General features: G+C 63.7%; 14 protein-coding genes. 12 read left to right on the plus strand and 2 right to left on the minus strand.

Going from position 1 to position 17,352, the window contains the following annotated elements; translation table 11 throughout:
• The 5 genes from dnaA (at position 1) to Poly30_RS00025 (ending at position 7,633) form a co-directional block, all read left to right on the plus strand.
• Positions 1-1,836, plus strand: coding sequence for a chromosomal replication initiator protein DnaA (gene dnaA / locus Poly30_RS00005; RefSeq protein WP_145193941.1), 1,836 nt, complete (start codon positions 1-3; stop codon positions 1,834-1,836).
• A 667-nt stretch (positions 1,837-2,503) separates the two neighbouring features.
• Positions 2,504-3,604, plus strand: coding sequence for a DNA polymerase III subunit beta (gene dnaN / locus Poly30_RS00010; RefSeq protein WP_145193943.1), 1,101 nt, complete (start codon positions 2,504-2,506; stop codon positions 3,602-3,604).
• 275 nt (positions 3,605-3,879) lie between these two features.
• Positions 3,880-4,161 carry a DciA family protein gene (locus Poly30_RS00015; protein ID WP_419190761.1) on the plus strand — a complete coding sequence of 94 codons (282 nt, stop codon included), beginning with the start codon at positions 3,880-3,882 and terminating at the stop codon, positions 4,159-4,161.
• The gene (gyrB, locus tag Poly30_RS00020; RefSeq protein WP_145193946.1) at positions 4,161-6,653 is read left to right on the plus strand and encodes a DNA topoisomerase (ATP-hydrolyzing) subunit B; all 2,493 of its coding nucleotides are present in this window, start codon (positions 4,161-4,163) and stop codon (positions 6,651-6,653) included. Before Poly30_RS00015 ends, gyrB begins: the two co-directional genes overlap by 1 nt.
• Before the next feature lie 278 nt (positions 6,654-6,931).
• Positions 6,932-7,633 carry a GspE/PulE/PilB domain-containing protein gene (locus Poly30_RS00025; RefSeq protein ID WP_145193948.1) on the plus strand — a complete coding sequence of 234 codons (702 nt, stop codon included), beginning with the start codon at positions 6,932-6,934 and terminating at the stop codon, positions 7,631-7,633.
• A 347-nt stretch (positions 7,634-7,980) separates the two neighbouring features.
• On the opposite strand, the gene Poly30_RS00030 is transcribed toward Poly30_RS00025, so the two are convergent.
• Both Poly30_RS00030 and Poly30_RS00035 read right to left on the minus strand, forming a co-directional pair.
• On the minus strand, positions 7,981-8,634 hold the full coding sequence (locus tag Poly30_RS00030; protein WP_145193950.1) for a hypothetical protein: 654 nt from the start codon (positions 8,632-8,634) through the stop codon (positions 7,981-7,983).
• A 47-nt stretch (positions 8,635-8,681) separates the two neighbouring features.
• Complete coding sequence (locus Poly30_RS00035) at positions 8,682-9,053, minus strand: response regulator (RefSeq protein ID WP_145193952.1); 372 nt, start codon at positions 9,051-9,053, stop codon at positions 8,682-8,684.
• Between the two features lie 446 nt (positions 9,054-9,499).
• Between Poly30_RS00035 and Poly30_RS00040 the strand changes: the two genes are divergently transcribed.
• The 7 genes from Poly30_RS00040 (at position 9,500) to Poly30_RS00070 (ending at position 17,256) form a co-directional block, all read left to right on the plus strand.
• Complete coding sequence (locus Poly30_RS00040; protein ID WP_145193954.1) at positions 9,500-11,707, plus strand: methyl-accepting chemotaxis protein; 2,208 nt, start codon at positions 9,500-9,502, stop codon at positions 11,705-11,707.
• A 112-nt stretch (positions 11,708-11,819) separates the two neighbouring features.
• Positions 11,820-14,597, plus strand: coding sequence for a chemotaxis protein CheA (locus Poly30_RS00045; protein ID WP_145193956.1), 2,778 nt, complete (start codon positions 11,820-11,822; stop codon positions 14,595-14,597).
• A 14-nt stretch (positions 14,598-14,611) separates the two neighbouring features.
• Positions 14,612-15,136 carry a chemotaxis protein CheW gene (locus Poly30_RS00050; protein ID WP_145193958.1) on the plus strand — a complete coding sequence of 175 codons (525 nt, stop codon included), beginning with the start codon at positions 14,612-14,614 and terminating at the stop codon, positions 15,134-15,136.
• Positions 15,133-15,957: a CheR family methyltransferase gene (locus tag Poly30_RS00055; protein WP_145193960.1), complete on the plus strand. Its 825-nt coding sequence runs from the start codon at positions 15,133-15,135 to the stop codon at positions 15,955-15,957. Before Poly30_RS00050 ends, Poly30_RS00055 begins: the two co-directional genes overlap by 4 nt.
• Positions 15,954-16,460 carry a chemotaxis protein CheD gene (locus Poly30_RS00060; protein ID WP_145193962.1) on the plus strand — a complete coding sequence of 169 codons (507 nt, stop codon included), beginning with the start codon at positions 15,954-15,956 and terminating at the stop codon, positions 16,458-16,460. Before Poly30_RS00055 ends, Poly30_RS00060 begins: the two co-directional genes overlap by 4 nt.
• An 8-nt stretch (positions 16,461-16,468) precedes the next feature.
• Complete coding sequence (locus Poly30_RS00065) at positions 16,469-16,864, plus strand: response regulator (protein ID WP_145193964.1); 396 nt, start codon at positions 16,469-16,471, stop codon at positions 16,862-16,864.
• A gap of 38 nt (positions 16,865-16,902) precedes the next feature.
• Positions 16,903-17,256, plus strand: a complete 354-nt coding sequence (locus Poly30_RS00070; protein ID WP_145193966.1) for a hypothetical protein — start codon at positions 16,903-16,905, stop codon at positions 17,254-17,256.
• Positions 17,257-17,352: the final 96 nt, after the last annotated feature.

Below are 17,352 nucleotides of genomic sequence, written 5' to 3' on the forward strand. Positions count from 1 at the left end.
ATGGAAGACTCGCCGCAGCGATCCGGTCACCCGGATGAACGCCCCAAGGGGGTCCCGCGTGCCTCGCAGGAAAACCTCTTCGACCTCAGCGGTGGAGCTCCCTCCAGGCGACTTCCCGAGCCGCCCCAGGCGATTCGGAACCACGCGGGGCGGAACCCAGACGGGAGGCCCACGGCTCCGCTACGCGCGGAAGCGGCTCCTCGGCCAGAAGCTGCCGTTCGGCCGGAAGCGCCCCGGCGGGAGCGCAGCGGCGGCTTCGTGGGCGAGGGTCAGAGCATCGCTCCCCTGGGGGACGCCCTGCAGGCGATCCTCCAGACGGCCATCAAGCCCGAGCAGTTCCAGACCTGGTTCAAGCGTTCCAAGCTCGTCCGTATCGACGACGAGGCGGCGACGATCGCCGTGACGAACTCCTTCGCTCGAGAGTGGATCAATCGGTACTACCTCGATGTGCTGGAGACCGCCGTCGAGAAGCTCCTCGGCCAGAAGCGACGCGTCATCATCGTCGAGCAGCCCGAGAGCCTCGTCGACCACCCCGTAGAGAAGGCGGCGCAACCGCCTGCCGCGACGCCCGACGTGCCCGCTCCACCGCTTGGGGGCCGCCCGCCGGTGGTGCCAGGGCACGCCGAGGCGAAGGCTCCCTCGGACTCCGCTGCTGACTCCGCTGCTGACTCCGCTGCTGACTCCGCTGCTGGCCCAACGGCTGGCCCAACGGCTGGCACGGCTCCCGGTCTGCCGGAGCGCCACCGCCACGCCTCGAAGTCGATCCGCCGCGGCGTCATCGGGCAGCTGGAGAGTTCGTCCGACTTCGTGCTCAACCAGAAGTGCACGTTCGACAACTTCGTCGTCGGGCCCTGCAACCGGTTCGGCCACGCCGCCTCGATGGGGGCCGCCGAGCAGCCCGGGAAGAGCTACAACCCGCTCTTCCTCCACGGAAGCGTCGGCGTGGGCAAGACGCACCTCCTCCAGGCGTTCTGCTTCTCGGTCCTGGAGCGATTCCCGGACTACCGGATTCTCTATCTGTCGTGCGAGACCTTCGTCAACCACTTCATCAGCGCCCTCGACGCCGGTGACATGCAGCGATTCCGCGACAAGTACCGCGACATCGACGTGCTGGTGATCGACGACATCCAGACGCTCGCGAACAAGGAGAAGAGCCAGGAGGAGTTCTTCCACACCTTCAATTCGCTCTACAACGCGGGCAAGCAGATCGTGCTGTCCGCGGACTGCCCGCCGAAGGACATCCCGACGCTCCACGATCGTCTCGTTTCGCGCTTCAAGTGGGGCATGGTGACCGAGATCGAGCCGCCTTGCTACGAGACGCGCATGGCGATCGTCAAGCGGAAGAGCCGCGAGCGCGGCGACGAGGTACCGGACGAGATCGCGCGCTTCATCGCCGAGAACATCGAGGAGAACGTACGCGAGCTCGAAGGGGCCGTCACGCGCCTGATCGGCTACTCCAGGATGACGGGCGCTCCGCTATCGCTCGACCTCGCGAGGGAAGCGCTCGCCGGGCTCATCGAGGTCCGCAAGGGTGCGCCCACGGTCGAGGACATCATCCACCAGGTGACGGATCACTACCAGGTGAAGCTGTCGGACCTGCAGTCCAAGCGCCGGACGAAGGCCATCGCGTTCCCGCGACAGGTCGCGATGTACCTCGCCCGCAAGGTGACGCGGCACTCGCTGGAGGAGATCGGAGGCTTCTTCGGCGGCCGGGATCACACCACGGTCCTCTACGCCGTCGACAAGATGGAGAAGCTCATCGTCAGCGACGCGGTGTTCTCCAAGGACATCCAGCAGTTCATGGACCGGCTCGGCAACGGCGGACGCAAGGGTTGAGAGCCTTCCGAAGCTCAAGCTGCTGCCTCGTGCACGCCGCGGGCCGCGATCGGGATCAACCCCTGGTCGCGGCCCGCGGCCGTGTTTCGGCCCTCCGTGCACAACTTCGTGGAAACCGCGTGGACGGCGTGTCAGTCCACCGTGAGTCGCGTGTCGAGCGATCGGGGAACGATCGGCCGGCGATGTGGACTCCGATGGGGAGAACGCTGAATGGATCGGGGATGACTCGGCCATCCCGGGGGCGGCGCGGAAGGCCCCTGGAGAGCTGTGGAATCCGAGGCGGTTTCCCACGGCTTATCCACGGGCGGCGCAGATTCATCCACGCTCGGTCGACCGCCCTAAACCCTTGAGAAGAAAAGACCAAGGATCGCACGAGTCCAGCTCTACACCGTGGACAGGGGCCCCTAATAAGACGATGATCTTAACTACAGCGGAGCGCCTGGAAAACCGGCAGCTCCAGGCGTGCGGAGCCCGCTCCGATGCTGGCAGGTTGATCGGCCATCGCGCTTCCGCACTGAAGGCTTTTCGCGCAGCGAAGGGCCCAAAGCCTCGATGAGCGATCCGCACCAGCCATCCATCCGACAACTGCTCTCCTTCCACCACCTGCCACTACCCCCTGGCTCCAACCAAAGACCCGGAACCCAAGCGCTCCGGGAACATAGAATCGATGAAGGCCACCTGCGACCGTGATGCTCTGCGAGAAGGACTCGCCATCATCAACAGCGTCATCCCGAGCAAGAGCACCAAGCCGATCCTCGACAACGTGTGTCTGGTGGCAACGGATGACACGCTCGAGCTCGTGGCCACGGACCAAGAGGTCTCGGTGCGGTTCAAGATCACGCAGTGCAAGGTCATCGAACCAGGACCGGTGGTGATCCCCGCCCGCACGGCCTTCGACTTCGTCCGTGACCTGTCGGGTGAGACCGTGACGATCGCGACGTCCGACACCCAGTGCACCATCACCAGCGGAGCGGACTCCTGTGACCTCGTGGTGGCCGATGCCGACGAGTTCCCGGTCGTACCACGGTTCAAGGACGACGGCGCCGTGAGCCTCCAGGGAGGGAACTTCACGCGACTCGTGGGCAGGACCGCCTTCGCAGCCGCCAAGGAGGCCGGGCGCTACTCCATGCACGGGGTGCTGACCGAGCTGGAGAACGATCAGCTGCGCCTCGTGGCCACGGACGGGCGCAGGCTGTCGATGGCGACCATCCCGGTGGAGATGAAGGGAATGGAGGCCAAGCGGGCGATCGTACCCACCAAGGGCATGCAGCTCTTCTGCCGGGTCATCACGGATCCCCTGGACCAGGTGAAGCTGGCGCTGCACGAGGATCAGATCGGGCTCATCTCCAAGAACGCCGAGATCTTCGCGCGGCTGATCGACGGTGACTTCCCCCAGTACCAGGCCGTGATCCCGGCCGAGTGCGGCAACCGCATCGAAGCCGACGCCGAACAGTTCACCCGCAAGCTGCGGCTCGTGTCGAACGTCTCCGGTGACGAGACGAGGGCGGTTCGACTGCGGGTCAAAGGGGACCAGCTCGAGATGTACGGCCATTCGGCTGGCCGCGGTGAGGCGACCGCCCACATGGACGTGTCGTTCCGCGGCGAGGACTCGGATATCGCCTTCAACCCGGACTACGTTCTCGACGGCATCAAGCACGGCCAGCCCGAGCTCGTCGTCCTGGAGTTCGCCCAGAAGACCAGTCCGGGGAAGTTCACCCTCGGTGAGAACCACGTTTACATCGTGATGCCGATCACCCTCGACGCCTGATCCTCGCTCGCTCTCAGCGCTCCCGTCCTCTCACCCCTCCGATCCCTTTGGCCTATCGACCCAGTAGACGCCGTGGCGGCCTATCCGGTCGGGCCCGTGGTGCAGGTGGCCAGGGCTCGGGCGGGACGAGTGCTGACTCAGGCTCAGGCGCCGCTGGCGCTAGCAGCCCACTGCCCCCGAGGCGCCGGCGCTTCCGGTCGCGGAAACCGGCCGGTCCCATGATCAACCTGGGCCCCCGTCGCGTGGAGGAACCTGCACGCGGCCTGATCAAGCCCATGGAAGAATCCGTTGTGGAGTACCTGCAGATCAGCGGGCTCCTGCAGCGCAAGAAAGCGGCCCCGGCGATCGCCGCCTGGGATGAAGCCGCTGGCCCCGAACTCTCCGAACGAGCACGCGCCGTCTCCTTTCGGCGCGGCATCCTGACCATCGAAGTCGAAAGCTCGACCCTCCTTTCCGAACTCCGGGGATTCGCCTCGGAAGACCTCAGAGCCCGCGCTGATGCCCTCCTCGAGGACGCATCGATCCGCAAGCTTTCCTTCAAGTTGAAACGACGCTGATGAGCGACCAAGACCAGCCCGCCTCGAACGAAACGGACCCGCCCGCCGCAGTCAAGCCTGTCGTGAAGGCGCCGCCCCCTGAGTACAGCGCCAACTCCATCACGGTACTCGAGGGCCTCCAGGCCGTCCGAGTTCGTCCCGCGATGTACATCGGCGACACCGACACCCGGGGTATGCACCACCTCATCTGGGAGGTCGTGGACAACGCCGTGGACGAAGCGCTGGCCGGGCACGCGACGACGTGCAAGGTCATCCTGCGCGCCGATGGCGGTGTTTCCGTCGAGGACGATGGTCGCGGCATCCCGGTGACGATCCACCCGACGGAGGGGATCCCCGCCGTCGAGGTCGTGCTGACCAAGCTGCACGCGGGCGGCAAGTTCGACGACCAGTCGTACAAGGTCTCGGGCGGACTGCACGGCGTCGGTGTTTCGTGCGTGAACGCGCTCTCCACGAAGCTCCACGTGACGGTTCACAAGCACGGCGAGATCCACGAGATGGAGTTCGCGCGCGGCGTGAAGTCCAAGGACCTCGTGGTGACCGGGACGACCGACCACACCGGGACGATCGTGACCTGGTACCCGGACGCGACCATCTTCTCGACGACCGAGGTCGAGTACGAGATCGTCGAGAAGCGACTGCGCGAGACGGCCTACCTGATGGGCACGCGCGGTCTCCGGATCGAGCTGGAGGACGAGCGCAACGGCGCGCGCGAGACGTTCGAGTATCCCGAGGGGCTCAAGACCTTCGTCAGCCACATCAACAAGAACAAGACGGCGCTCCACCAGGAGATCGTCCACTTTTCGAAGACGGTGCCGGGTACGGACGATCCGAACGCGGAGTACGAGGTCGAGCTGGCGCTCCAGTACACCGATTCGTACCAGGAGAGCATCTTCACGTTCGTCAACAACATCAACACGCACGGCGGCGGCACGCACCTCGCCGGTCTGCGTGGTGCGCTGACGCGGACGCTGGGAGCCTACGCGCGCAACGGCAAGCTCGTGAAGGAGAACCAGGACCTGCCGTCCGGTGATGACTTCCGCGAGGGCCTGACCGCCGTGCTCTCGATCAAGGTCCCGGACCCGCAGTTCGAGGGTCAGACGAAGGACAAGCTCGGCAACCGCGAGGCCCAGGGCATCGTCGAGTCGGCCGTGAACGACATGTTCTCGAGCTACCTGGAGGAGAACCCGGGTCCGGCGAAGGCGATCGTCGGCAAGGCGGTTCGCGCCAAGGAAGCGCGTGACGCGGCGCGCAAGGCCCGCGACATGGTGCGCCGCAAGTCGGCGCTCGCCAGCGGCAACCTGCCGGGCAAGCTCGCGGACTGCCAGAGCAAGAACCGCGAGGAGACCGAGCTCTACATCGTCGAGGGTGATTCCGCAGGCGGCCCGGCCAAGATGGGCCGGGATCGACACTACCAGGCCATCCTGCCGATCAAGGGCAAGATCCTGAACGTGGAGAAGGCGCGGCTCGACAAGATGTACGGGCACCAGGAGATCCAGCTGATCATCTCGGCGCTCGGGACGCACATCGGGCCGGAGTTCGACATCGGCAAGCTCCGTTACGGCAAGGTCATCATCATGACCGACGCTGATGTGGACGGGTCGCACATCCGCACGCTGCTCCTGACGTTCTTCTTCCGCCAGATGCCGGAGCTGATCGAGAACGGTCACCTCTACATCGCGCAGCCGCCGCTCTACAAGCTGACCATCGGCAAGAAGAGCCAGTACATCGTCGACGATCCGGGTTTGCGCCGGGCGCTGCTCGACCGCGGCGTGAGTCAGATCACGGTCGAGGACCGGACGGCCCAGCGCGAGTGGACCGGCACGGAACTCAAGGTGCTGCTCGACCAGCTCCAGGAGCTACAGAACGTCGTCGACCATGCGGTACCCGCCTGGTCGGAGCTGAAGTTCTCCTCGTTCCTCGAGCGCTGGAACGGCGAAAAGCTGCGCCCCTTCTACGGCGCGGTCGGCAAGGTCTCCGAGTACTTCGAAACGAAGGCCGAGCTCGATAACTGGCTCGACCTCCAGTCGATGGGCAGGGAGGACTTCAAGATCTACCGCGGCCCCGAGAGCGACGTTTTGCGCCAGAACGCGGACGGCATGGCGGTCGTGCTGAAGAGCCGGGACGAGATCGAAGCGCTTCTCGGTGCGCTGGCCGAGACCGGACTGAAGTTCCAGGGCGGCGGCGACTTCGTCGTTCGTACCGCCAAGGGCGGCGAAGTCGAGTCCAGCGATCTCATGCAGCTCGCGGCCGAGGTCCAGAAGGGGGTCCAGTCGGACGTCGATATCCAGCGCTACAAGGGTCTGGGTGAGATGAACGCGGATCAGCTCTGGGAGTCCACCATGGACCCCGAGGCCCGCCTGCTCTTCAAGGTGACCCTCGATGACGCCCTCGGCGCGGACGAAATCTTCACGATTCTGATGAGCGAGGGCGTGGAGGCACGCCGTGAGTACATCGAGCAGCACGCGCTCGAAATCACCAATCTGGACGTCTGAGAGCGTTTTAGGTGGATGTAAATCGGACATACTCCGATGACTGAAGGCATCTGGCGATCCTCGCCCGGCCCCGATCCAGGGTGCTGGGCGAGGATCGTTTCAAGCCAGGGAGCGGTCCGGTCGATAGGTGCAGTTGTCTCGCTACCTCGGGACGCCCTCCCCAAGTGAAGTACACCCAGAGACTAGATTACGGCCGGCTTGCGGAAGTTCTGCATGAGCGCGGTCTCGCTGGCCTTGACGCCATCAGGGAGCTCCTCCAGCTGAGCCAGGACGGCGGTATGCCGTTCTGCGAAGCGCTGGTGACCTCAAACCTGGTGTCCGACTGGGACCTGTCGAAGGTCGTCTGTGAGACCTTCCAGCTGCCCTTCCTGCCCGTGGACCTGATCACGCCGAATCCGGCTGCCCTCGCGGAGATCAACGTCGCTGACTTCCAGAAGCACCAGCTCGTGCCCCTGGACATCTTCGGTCAGGTATTGACCGTGGCGATGCCCGGTCTCGTGCCGGCGGAAGTGCTCGCTCACATCGCGGCCATGTCGGATTTCGAGGTCCTGCCCGTCGTGGGTACGGTGGAATCGAACCGACGCTGGATCTCGGAACACATGGCGGTCGCACCGCCGCCGGCTCGCGAAGGCGGCTGGGAGTCGATGTTCGACGAGGCAGATGCCTCCGTCGCCGGCGAAAGCGGTGGCCCGGCGGATGCGCTGAGCATGCTGGACGATCCGATGCTCGGTGGAGGCAGTCTTGACGACGCGATCCTGCCGCTCGACGACGATTCGCTGGAGATCGACGATACGGCGCTGGATCTGGGTGCCATCGAGACTCTTCCTGTCGACGACGATCTTGACTCCGGCTTCGAGCTCGACGTGCTCGACGATCCTGAGGATCTCAGCGCTGCCGGAGGCGGAAGTCCTCGGGCGGGGAGTCCGTCCGTTCTCCCGCCGATGCCGGAGTTCAATCCGGACCAGCGCGAGGCGAGCTGATCGCTGCGACGTCGCGGGGAGTCTCTCCCCGTGCCGTGGTTTTCCCGCCGGGCGCTAGTGCCCTGATTCAAAGCACTAGCCTGCATTATTCACGAGTTTGCTCCACCAGTGCGTTCAAACCGCGGTGTGGCAAGGAAGACGACCGAACGAAGCGGAGGCGGGCCCGTAGGCCCGTCGAGCATTCTGTGAGGGAGCCCGCGAAGCGGGCGGCAGCCAAAGGCTGCCGTCTGACGCCGCCACGGCGTGGTTTGGGCGTGCTGGTGGTGCAAACTCGTGAATAATGCAGGCTAGGGGGTTTCCGCTTCCGGACGTCCTTGTTCTCCGTGCGTTGCCCGGGACAAGTCAGCTCACGCTGCGCGATCTTCTCCGCTGGCCCTCGCCGAGCGCGGGTCCGTTGTCGCGTAGAACTCCTCCGCGACAGCAAGGGCCACGCCGAAGGGCAGCACGATCATCGCCGGGTACGTCTTGTCCCCGGCAAGCACCTTGGTCTCGACCCAGGCAACTCGGCCTTCAGGGATCCGGCTGATGAGGGCGCTCTTCGCGCCCACGGACGGAGAGACCTTCAGGTCATCCACGGACTGCGAAATGCGCAGGTTCCGCTCCAGGTCCTGGAAGACGCGGTTCCACGAACCGCACAGCAGGTTCGCCATCTCCTGGAACGTCTCGATGTCGTTCTTCGAGAGACCTGACTTCGCTTTCTCTTCCTTCGCCGAGTCAGGGATCATCAGCACCTCGCCGATGATCTCGATGACCAGAGCATTGGGGAACGCGAAGTAGATGTGGCCGAAGCCGGCGTCGTTCTTCTCGATCTGCGTTTCGATGACGACATGGTTCGAATCCATGTGCCTGTCGATCTCAGCAGCACCCGACGCGATCACGATCGGGGCGCACTCGGCCTTCGCGCCGAAGCCAACGAGCATTTCCCAGTCCGTGAACACCTGTTCCATGCCCCTGGGTGACAGATCACCGAAGAGATTCTGGAGCTTGACGATGGTGATCATGGAACTGGCTGCGGGTGGATCGACGTGAATGACGGCCGGAGGCCGTTCTACGCTGCGGTCACGAACTTGATCCGTTCTTCCAGCTTCTCCGGCGTGAACGGCTTCGTGATGTAGGCGTTGGCACCCGCATCGAGCGCTGCCTGGACCTTGTCGTCGCCGGACTCCGTGGTCAGCATCACGATCGGAACCTTGTGGCTGCTGGTACGGGCTTCCTTGACGAAGGTCAGTCCGTCCATGACGGGCATGTTCCAATCGCACAGGACGACGTCGAACTTTCCGCCCTTGAGGGCATCGAGGCCCTCCTGGCCGTTGCCGGCCTCTGCGGTGGGAGCAATATCCAGACCGGCGGCGCGGAGCGCCTTGGAGACCAGCTTGCGCATGACGCCTGAGTCGTCGACGAGGACTACGTTGAGTCCCATGGGTGTGATCGTTGCGTGCCGGTGAGGCACGGAAGGAGACGGTGGTGAACGGCACGCGAGTGCCACGTAGGGCTCCCGAAGCGAGCGGACGTACCGGGCTGTATCGGGCCTGAAGCCCGCCGAACTCAATGAAGCTCCCAGGCTTTATCGGCAAATGCCCTTATTTCTGACCGGGGTAGCCGCCCGCGGGATGCACCGGCGCAAATCAGGGGAAATACCTACTCGCACGTCAAGGTGAGCCGCCGAGCGTGTCGACATCGAGGCACCGCACTCCCATTCCGCGACCCTCTTTCTCCGCCTCTCACATTCCCACGGCACCTCAAGCCGGAAACGCTCCCACTGCGCCCAAGTCTGCTCTTCAGCGGTTGTTTCGCCCGCAGGCCTGGTCTCTGACCGCCCGAATCGTGGTTCTCTGTGTCGCGAGCGGCGTCGGCTCGATCACGTTGGTGAGCTCCCTCATCTACAACCAGCTCAGCAAGACGCTGATGGAGGAGGGAACCTCTCACCTGGAGGCGATCCTTCAGAATCGAAAAGGCATCGTGGAGTCGCACCTCGTGGCAGCGACGGCCGGTCAAATGAGGACCACGTCGAAGAACCGCATGGTGGCAGAAGCGGCCGCGGAGTTCGCGGACGCGTGGCAAGCGCTCCCGACGGAGGTCCCGGAACTCATGGGCACCTTCGACGACGCTGTCCACAACTACTACACGTCTGAGTTTCGTCCCCGCCTGGAAGAGAACGGTGATGAGTGGACCGGAGAGACCTCTGTCTTCCCGACCGATCCAACGGGAGTGCTCCTTCAAGGCCTCTACATCGCAGCCAATGCGCAGCCCGTCGGATCCAAACATCGCATGATCCAGTCGGCCCGTGGAACCACCTACGACAAGGTCCACGCTGCCTATCATCCGTGGTTCACCACGTACCTGGAGACCAACGGGTACTACGACGTCTTCCTCTTCGATCTCAAGGGCAACCTCATCTACTCGGTGTTCCAGGAGTGCGACTTCGGAACGAACTTCCTCCGTGGCCCGCACCGAACGTCCAATCTGGCCAAGGCGTACAAGAGTGCGCTCGAGTCCACCGTCCCTGGCGATGTCACCGCGGTCGACACCAAGGACTATCTGCCCAGCTACGGAGCGCACGCCAGCTTCCTCTCTGCCCCGATCTATAGCGGCGATACGAAGGTGGGCGTCCTCGCCTTCCAGCTACCCGTCGACAAGATCGACAGCGTGGTGGGAGATCGCGCCGAGCTGAAAGAGACCGGAGAAACCTACCTCGTGGGAGAGGACCGAACGGCGCGTTCGACCCTTCGCCACGTCGACCATAGCGAGCATCAGCATCTCGGAAGCGAGCCGGTCGAGCTTGCGTTCAGCGGGATGACCGGCGTCATGCATTCGGTCAACTACCAGGGGACACCGGTGTTGACGGCCTACGCTCCGGTGGACTTTGGCGACTTCCGCCAGGCGATGCTGGTGGAGATGTCCCTGGCAGAGATCGAGGCCCCGGCGCGTCACATTCTCTCGCGGGTCATGTTTCTCGGGGTGGCTCTGGCGCTGCTCGTGGGCATCGGCGCGTTCATCTTCGCCCGCTCCCTCGCACGGCCCGTGATCGAGGTCATCCGGAGCGTGCAGGAAACGGTGGCGAACCGCGACCTTTCGCGTCGTCTGCCCTTGAACCGTCAGGACGAACTGGGCGAGCTCAACCGCTCCTTCAACGAACTCCTCGGCAACTTCCACGACGTCATCGAGGAGATCGGCATCGGCTGCGAGCACATCGATCGCGCCGCGACCCAGACCCAGGCAGCGAGCCAGCAGCTGGCCGGCGCGTCCACGGAGCAGTCGTCGACCCTCGAATCGATCCGCTCCAACATCGACAGCGTCTCGGGGATGGCCCAACGGAACGCCGACAATGCGGATCAGGCGAACTCACTCTCCGAGGAGTACGCGGCCACGGCGGACCACAGCAAGTCCGAGATGTCCCGCATGAAGGAGGCCATGGATGACATCCGTGAATCCAGTGCGAACATCTCGACGATCATCAAGGTGATCGACGACATCGCGTTCCAAACGAATCTTCTCGCACTCAACGCGGCCGTCGAGGCTGCGCGCGCCGGCGAAGCAGGTAAGGGGTTCGCGGTGGTGGCCGAAGAAGTGCGGGCGCTCGCCCAGCGAAGCGCCGAATCCGCCAAGGAAACGGGCCGCATCGTCACGGAATCGAACGATCAGATCACGCGGGGTGTGGCCAGCGCGGAAAGCGTCAACAGCTCCCTCGAACAGATTCACGAAGGCTCGAAGCGCGTCAACATCCTGATTCGCGAGATCGCGGCGGCGTCGTCGGAGCAGCTCGACGGTATTCAGAGCGTCTCCACGAGCATCAAGGAGCTGGAGCTGGTGACGCAGAACAACGCGTCGAACGCGGAGGAACTCGCTTCGACCGCCGTGGAAACGGCGGACCAGGTCCAGACCGTCAGGAGCCTTGTGCTTCAGCACAATCTCTCCGGTGATTCGACCGGTTCGGCGAAATCATCGAAGTCATCGGGATCGAGCGGCCTCAAGCAGCCGAGTCCCAAGGCTCCTCTTCCCGCCCCCGCCAGCCAAAAGGACCACGGATTCTCGATGTCCCATGAGGACCACGAGTTCCCGATGGACGCCTTCTAGTTCGGTCCGAGTCCCCGAGGGCTTCGGGCAGGCAGGTCCCCACTGCCGCCTGTTCCCCTCGGTCCTGAATCGTCCTCCCCACGACCATCGACCGCTCGGCTGAACCTCCTCGATGTCCGCTCAACAAAACCTAGATGCCCTGGTCTGGGCCGCCGCCGTCAACACGACCGTTGACGCCAAGGAAGCGGCCGAGATCCAGGACCACGCGCGCTCGCTCGTGGAGTCTGGCGACGCCTCCGTTCCGGAACAGCTTCGCTCCAGACTCGATGAACTCGTCGATTGCGCGACGCGGGTTGCCGACGGTGACGCCAAAGCTTCCAAGGTCCTCAGGGCTTTGCTGAGGACCCTGATGGTCGGTGACGAAGAGGATTCGGAGGAACAACCCGCGTCGGCTTCCGTGGAGGAGGACGCCGACGAGGATCTGATGGCGCTGTTTCTGTCGGCGGCTTCGGAGGCGCTTCTCGAGATCGAGACTGCCGTACTCGCGCTGGAATCACCCGAAGACGATGAGATCGTCGACGAGGCGACAGCGGCACTCAAGCGTGACATCCACACGCTCAAGGGAGAGTGTGGGGTTCTCAGTCTCCACACGGCGCAGGCCGTCTGGCATGAGGCGGAAACGCTGATCGACGTCGCGCTGACGGCGGGTCGGAACATCCCCGTGGATCCGCTGATGGCCGCGCTCGACTGGCACCGCGAGCACCTGGCTCTCTTGAGCGAGGATGGATCGTCCAGGCCGCCCGCCCACGAGCACGTCCTCGAGAAACTCTCGGCGGCTCAGGCCGAAGATCATCCGGCGCCTGCGCCCGCGAGCCAGCAGAAGCCAGCGTCGGTCGAGGAGGCAGCGCCGACGCCGTCTGAATCCAAGGAGTTGCCCCCCGAAGAAGCGCCTGAGGAAAACGGAACGCTGGTGACGTTCTCGGACGATCTCCTGGGTGACGAGACGGTGCCCGAATTCGTGACCGAGGCTCGTCAGCACCTCGAAGACTCCGAAGCCGCGCTCTTCGAACTGGAGGAGGACGCCAAGTCCTCCGACGGCATCGACCGGATCTTCAGGGCCTTCCACACGATCAAGGGTGTCGCGGGCTTCCTCGGGATCAAGCCAATCACGGACCTCGCCCACGTGATCGAGACTCTTCTCGATCGCTTCCGTTCTTCCGACCTTGACTTCACGAGCGCGCACGCGGACATCGTGCTCGAGAGCAAGGACATGATGGAGCGACTCTTCGAAGCGCTCCTCGGCGGCGAAGGGCCACCAGCGCACGGGCTTGAGCGTCTGATCCAGCACGCGGCCAAGGTCGCGGAAGACCCCGCGGCGGCGGGCGCGATCGGCGCTCGCGCGGTGCGCAACGTGCTGGCTTCCGCGGGCATCAAGGACGAGAAAGACATCCATAGGGCCTCGCTCGATCCCGCAAAGACCACGAGCCAGCTGGGAGCGATTCTCGTCTCCAAGGGCGCGATGACGGAGGATCAGCTCGCGGTGGCGCTCGCTCGCCAGGAGGCACTCCGCGAACAGGGCCAGCAGATGCGGCTCGGCGAGGTTCTCGTTCTCCTGGGAGTGGTGAGTCAGGGTCAGCTGGAAATAGCCCTGGAGATTCAGGGCAACAGAACTCCTCTCGGCAAACTTCTCGAAGCGGAAGTCAAACCCCCCTCACCCGAATCTCTCGCGACGAAGGCAGAGTCCAAGAAGAAGGCGAAGTTCGACAGTACCATCCGAGTGAGTACCCAGCGCCTCGACAGCCTCGTGGACATGGTCGGAGAGCTCGTCATCGCGCAGCAGATGGTGGTCCAGGGCACCGAGTCCGAGAACGTCGCAGCCGACGATCAGCTCGTCCGCAATCTCGCTCTCCTCGGAAAGATCACCAGGGACCTCCAGGAAGCCTCCATGTCGCTCCGCATGGTGACCTTCCAGTCGACGTTCCAGAAGATGCATCGACTCGTTCGCGATGTGGCGAGCAAGGCAGGTAAGTCGATCCGCCTGGAGATCCAGGGTGCGGACACGGAAGTCGATCGCAACGTGGTCGACAAGATCAGCGATCCGCTCGTTCACCTCGTTCGCAACGCCATCGACCACGGAGTCGAGCCACCGGATGAACGCCAGAGGGTCGGCAAGGATCCCCAGGGCACCGTGATCCTCGCCGCGCGCCATCAGGGGGGCGCTATCGTGATCAGTCTCAAGGACAACGGCCGCGGTCTGGACCGCAACAAGATCGCGGCCAAGGCGAAGGAGAAGGGTCTGATCCCCATGGACAAGGACGTCTCGGAGATGAGCGACAGCGCGATCTTCAAGATGATCTTCGAGCCAGGATTCTCGACCGCCGCCGCCGTGACCGATATCTCGGGACGTGGCGTCGGCATGGACGTGGTGAAGCGGAACATCGAAGCCATGCGCGGGAAGGTCGAAATCTTCTCCACCTACGGCCAGGGAGCAGAGTTCCAGATTCAGCTACCGCTCACGCTCGCGATCATCGACGCGATGATCGTCCGTTGCGGCACGCAGAGGTACGTGATTCCGACGCTGTCGATCGTCCAGAGCTTTCGACCGACCGCCGCCCAGACCCACGCCATCCAGGGGGACAGTCCGGTCGTCGACGTCCGTGGACAGCTCGTCCCCATGCACAGGCTCGACCATATCCTCGACGGCTACGGCGACCAGGACGGCGAGCGAGGCTCCACGACTCTCATTCTCGTCGAGGGAATGGGACGCCGGGTATGTCTTGCCGTCGATGAGATCATCGGCCAGCAGCAGGTGGTCATCAAGAAACTCGGACCCTGCACGCCGCCTGCGCGGGTCATCTCCGGCGGCGCCATTCTGGGTGACGGTCGCGTGGCACTCATCGTTGATATCGAAGGCGTACTCGCAGAAACGGAGAGCGTCGCTCTCTGCTAGCCATCCCCGCGAACATGACGACACAAGTAGCCAATCCGCCGACCCGCGACGATGCCGGTTCCAAGTACCTGACGTTCGTTCTCGACGGCGGTGTCTATGGAATCCCGATCCTCAACGTCCGTGAGATCATTGCGATCCAGCCAGTGACGCCGCTGCCCCGGATGCCCATGGCGATCCGCGGCGTGATCAACCTCCGGGGCAAGATCATCCCGGTGCTCGGCCTGCGAACGAGCCTCGGACTTCATGCGGGAGACATCGATCGATCGACCTGCATCGTCGTGCTCGAGGTCGAGGATGCGGATCAGCTGACGGTCAACATCGGGTGCATCGTGAACGCGGTCCGCGAGGTTTCCGGCGTCAGGCGCGAAGACGTTCAGGATCCTCCATCGGTGGGCGCACGCCTCGATTCCGACTACATCCTTGGTCTCGCGAAGGCAGCCGATTCGGATCATGTCATCACGCTTCTCAACATGCAGGTCGTCCTCGCCGAGTTCATGACCGAGGCGTCTTCCTTCGAATCCATGGAGATGGAACTATGAACCGCCTCCAGGATGGAGACCTCGATCTTCTCTCCGCCTTCGCACACCGCAAGTGGGGACTCTCGATCGACGCCAAGAAGCGCGTCATCGTCGAGAATCGGATCCATAGCCTCCAGCGTGACTATCCGATCGAGTCGGTGAAGTCCCTCGTCAAGGACATCGAGAGGGGACAGGCGCAGGCTCTGGAGCTTGCGCTTTTCGACGTCCTCTCGACGAATCACACCAGCTTCTTCCGCGAGGACGTTCACTACGACCTCATCGTGAACGACATCCTGAAGCCAGCGCGGCGCCGCTCGAAGGGCCTCCGCATCTGGTCGGCGGGATGCTCCCGGGGATGCGAACCCTACACGCTTTCCATCCTTCTGCAGGAGATCCTGGAGAAGCCAAAGATGAGGGACGATCGGATCCTGGCGACCGACCTTTCCACGGGAGCTCTCGCTGCTGCGCGGCTTGGCGTCTACACCCAGCAAGAGGTGCATGGCGTCACGCCTGCGCGTCTTCGCACCTTCTTCCAGGAAGTGGACCATCGTGGGTCCAAGGGGTACCAGATCGCGCCGCGGTTGCGGGACATCGTGAGCTTCAACATGCTCAACCTGCTCGATCCCTGGCCCATGAAGGGGCCGTTCGACGTCGTGCTCTGTCGCAACGTCATGATCTACTTCGACACGCCGACGAGGAAGGCGCTGGCACAGCGGTTCCTCAAGCTACTGCGGCCAGGGGGACTCTTCTTCGTGGGAACGTCCGAGTCCCTCAATGGCTACGCTCTCGACGTGGAGCAGCTGATGGTGGGCGCTTACCGCAAGCCAGGAGGCATCGCATGAATCCGGGAGCAAGAACCGTGGTGAAGATCGCCACGTTCGAGGTCGTAAGAGCCGAATCGGGAACGATCGTAACCCACGCCCTCGGGTCGTGCATTGGCCTGACGGTGTTCGATCCAATGGCCCAGGTGGGTGGCATGCTCCACTTCATGCTGCCGGCGCCCAGCCCCGGGGCCTCCACGCCCTCGAACCTGGGCCCGCATGCCTTCGCTTCCGCCGCAGTACCCGAACTCTTCCGGGCCGTCCATGCGCTCGGTGGAGACAAGAAACGATTGATCGTCTGCGCGGCCGGGGGAGCGGAAACGCTCCAAGCAGGATCCGCGATGAAGATCGGACCCAGGAATTGGACCATGCTTCGCAAGCTGCTCTGGAAGAACAACGTTGCCATCGCCGCGTCCGACGTGGCGGGGCAAGTCTCGCGAAACCTCTCACTCGATCTCTGCAACGGAACAGTCACCGTCTCGAAGGACGGCCAATCGGAGGTTCTTTGGCGCCCCGCTGCCTGATTTGAATCATGGAAAACGATCTCACCCACGTCCAAGTCCTGATCGTCGACGACTCCAAGATCGTCCGCAAGGCGATTCGCAAGGCCGTCGTCCAATCCGGCGTCGACGATTCCGGTATCCGTGAGGCAGAACACGGAGAAGACGCCCTCGATCGGCTCGACGAGTTCCTCCCGGATATCGTGTTCCTCGACGTGAACATGCCCGTGATGAATGGCGAGGAGTTCATGGTGGGGATCGATGCAGATCGCCGCATCGAGCAGTTCGCCGTGGTCATCGTGAGCACCGAGATGAACGCCAAGCGACTGCTGCGCCTCGCGCAGCTGGGCGCAAGGGCTCGACTGCACAAGCCGTTCGCTCCCGAGCGAATCCGCGAAGTGATGATCGAGATGATTCAGGCTGCTTGAGGCACTCGTCCCCGAAACCCACGCAAGAGATTCCAGGCATGAACCTACTCACCGAAGACTCCCTGGTCGAGAAGATCGACAACGTACTCGAAACGATGTGTTTCGTGATGGCCGACTCCATCGGCACCGGCGAACTGAGCGATCCGCCGCCCATTCGGGCGTGGATCACGTACGGCAACGAATCGGAGCGCGGCTGCGTTCAGCTCGCGGCCACGTTCGGGTTCATCCAGGAAGCAGCTTCCGGTCTGCTCGGCGTCGACTCCGACGACATCACGTCGGAGGGCGAGGCACTCGAAACGCTGCTCGAACTGGCCAACGTCATCGGCGGAGAAGTGGTCAGCCTCCTGGGCGGTGAGGACGTGTTCTTCGAGATGGGGATCCCGTCGCGCTAACCCCTTCACATCGACGGGACGATGGAGCACACGAGCGTCGCCTTCGATTCCATGGGGGAGGTCTTCTGCGTCGACGTCGAGAGATCCCCGGTTCGA

The sequence above is a fragment of the Saltatorellus ferox genome, from assembly GCA_007751475.1.
Classification (GTDB): domain Bacteria; phylum Planctomycetota; class UBA1135; order UBA1135.